The organism is Arthrobacter sp. HMWF013, assembly GCF_003061105.1.
Taxonomy (GTDB): Bacteria; Actinomycetota; Actinomycetes; order Actinomycetales; family Micrococcaceae; genus Arthrobacter.
The window spans coordinates 2,692-4,899 of record NZ_QAIQ01000537.1; the positions used below are offsets into that span (position 1 = coordinate 2,692).

1 protein-coding gene and 2 pseudogenes are annotated in these 2,208 nt (G+C 66.4%); all 3 read right to left on the reverse strand.

Translation table 11 applies throughout. The features are described from left to right. Window positions 1–347 (reverse strand): annotated as a pseudogene (locus tag DBR22_RS24770) (5-methyltetrahydropteroyltriglutamate--homocysteine S-methyltransferase); the annotation flags it as partial. Window positions 348–404: 57 nt separating this feature from the next. After that, window positions 405–1,373, reverse strand: a complete 969-nt coding sequence (locus tag DBR22_RS18495; protein WP_108600213.1) for a methylenetetrahydrofolate reductase — start codon at window positions 1,371–1,373, stop codon at window positions 405–407. A gap of 328 nt (window positions 1,374–1,701) precedes the next feature. After that, window positions 1,702–2,208: pseudogene (locus DBR22_RS23965) on the reverse strand (hypothetical protein); the annotation flags it as partial.

Sequence of the window (2,208 nt, forward strand, 5' to 3'; positions counted from 1 at the left end):
CCGCGGGCCAGGGTGAAGTAGCCATCGATGTCCAGCTGGCCCTCGGCGTTGAGGAGGTTGCCGAAGCGGGCCGGGATGGCGCCGAGGTGGGCGGTGGCATCCAGGACCTGGTCGTAGTAGGAGAACGTGCCCGGAACGGCGGCGGCTTCGGTGAGGCCGAGTTCCTGCAGGCGCTTGGCGATGGTCAGCTGGATGTCCTTGGCGGCGGCGTCGAGTGCTGCGGCGTCGATCTTGCCAGCCCAGTAGGCTTCGACGGCTTTCTTGAGCTCGCGGCGGCGGCCGATGCGTGGGTAGCCAAGCAGCGAGGCTGACGGGAACGGAGTGACGGAGAGGTTGTTTTCAGGCATGACAAAGTCCTTTGAGGTTGGTGAAAGCTTGTGAAGGGTCTGGTGACTAAGGGGCGGTCAGCTGGCCAGCTGGCGCTGGAGGATCGCGGTGCGGCGGCCGGCGGAGCGGGAGTGGCGTGGCAGAGCCAGCTTGTCCAGCACCTCAAGGGCGCTCTGGTGTTCGTTGAACGTGTAAAGGTGGATGCCCTGGGCCCCGGCGTCGAGGGCTGCTTTGGCCAGGTCGACTGTGGCCCGGACGCCGATCCTGTGGCGTTCGGCGTCGGTGTCCGCGGCGGCCAGGCGGGCCAGCAGCTGCGGGTCCGGCTCAACGCCGCTGAGTTCGCCCAGCCGCTTCACCCGGCGGGGGCTGGTGAACGGCATGATGCCCGGAATGATGGGGATGGTGACCCCGGCCCGGCGTGCCCTGCTGAGCAGGTCCGCGTACTGGTCCGTGTGGAAAAAGACCTGGGTGATGGCAAAGTCCGCGCCGGAACGCTGCTTGGCAAGCAGCACCTCGACATCGTGCTCCTCGCTGGGCGATTCGGGGTGCCGGGTGGGGTAGGCAGCCACGCCGACGGCAATTTTTCCGGCGCACAGCAGCGCTGAACGCCGCTGCTCAACACGGCGGATGAGCTCGATCAGGTCCTGTGCATAGCGCAGCGACCCGGGAACCGGTGGAGTCCCGTCCTGGGGACGGTCGCCGCGAAGCGCCAGGATGCCGCGGACGCCGGTATCCAGCAGGTCCCCGATGATCTCCGCCAGTTCCTGCGGAGTGTTGCCGACGCAGGTCAGGTGGGCCAGGGGCCGGAGCGTGGTTTCGAGCAGGAGCCGGTTGATAAGTTCGACGGCGGTGTCCCGGTTGGAGCCACTGGCACCATAGGTGACGGAGACGTAGTCCGGGTCGGTGGTCTCGAGTTCCCTGATGGTGTTCCACAGTGACTCGGCCGCAGCCGGCGAACGTGGCGGAAAGAGCTCGTAGGAGAGCGCCACGGGGGCTGAGCTCTCGGAAAGGTTTGGATGTGTTTCGATAAGGCTTGGCGGTGACATTTGCGTCCTTGGCTTTGGGCCATTGAGGGCTGACGTCAGCAGATGTGACGGCAGTGCCGGCAATGAATTTGAGTTTGGGGAACACGGAAGAACTCCACAAGGACGCAGCCGCGACTGTTACGCCTGGAATGAAGTTGTCCGTGAGCAAATGTCAGGCCCACATGGGGGCACCCACACCCTCCAGAGCGGAGGATCGCTGACACGTTACCTCGGTAACTTGTATAGAACTCTAGGAGGCGGCGCCGCGGTGTTCAAGTTCGCGTCCGAATTAAGACGCAGCTTTACGCTCTGTTTCGTAGCCGAACAGAATAATCTTCGTTGATCGCCGTTACCAGGGCCGGTCCGGTCCTGATCCGTAGTCATCGTCCCTGAGGTATTCGTCCCGCTCCTGCCCCGTGTTGCGCTCCCGCTGGGCTTCGCGTGAACTCTCCTGCAGGCGGTCCAGCTGGCTCTCCTGGCCCGATTCGGACGGCGCGGGCTGCCCTTCTGCGTGCTGCGGCGTGCCTCCACCGGCGGCGGCGTCATCCGCCTTCTGCTTCAGGCGCTCCGCGGCCTGCTCCAGCTGCATGCCGGCACCCGTCCCGGCGGCGCCGGACCCTCCGGGGCTAAAGCAGCCCTGCGGGGCGGCGTCCACCACGGCCAGGCCGTCGGCGAAGAGCCGGGCGGCCGCCGTCGTGTCTTCCGCCGCAGCCCGCTCGTCGCCGAGGTGTTCGATGCTGAGCACCAGGTTGACGCGGATGATGCAGCCGTCGGTGGCGCCTGCGAGCGGGAGCGCCTTCTCGAATTCCCGGCGGGCTCCGGCGAAGTCCCCGGCGAGGACCAGGCTGTCCCCCGC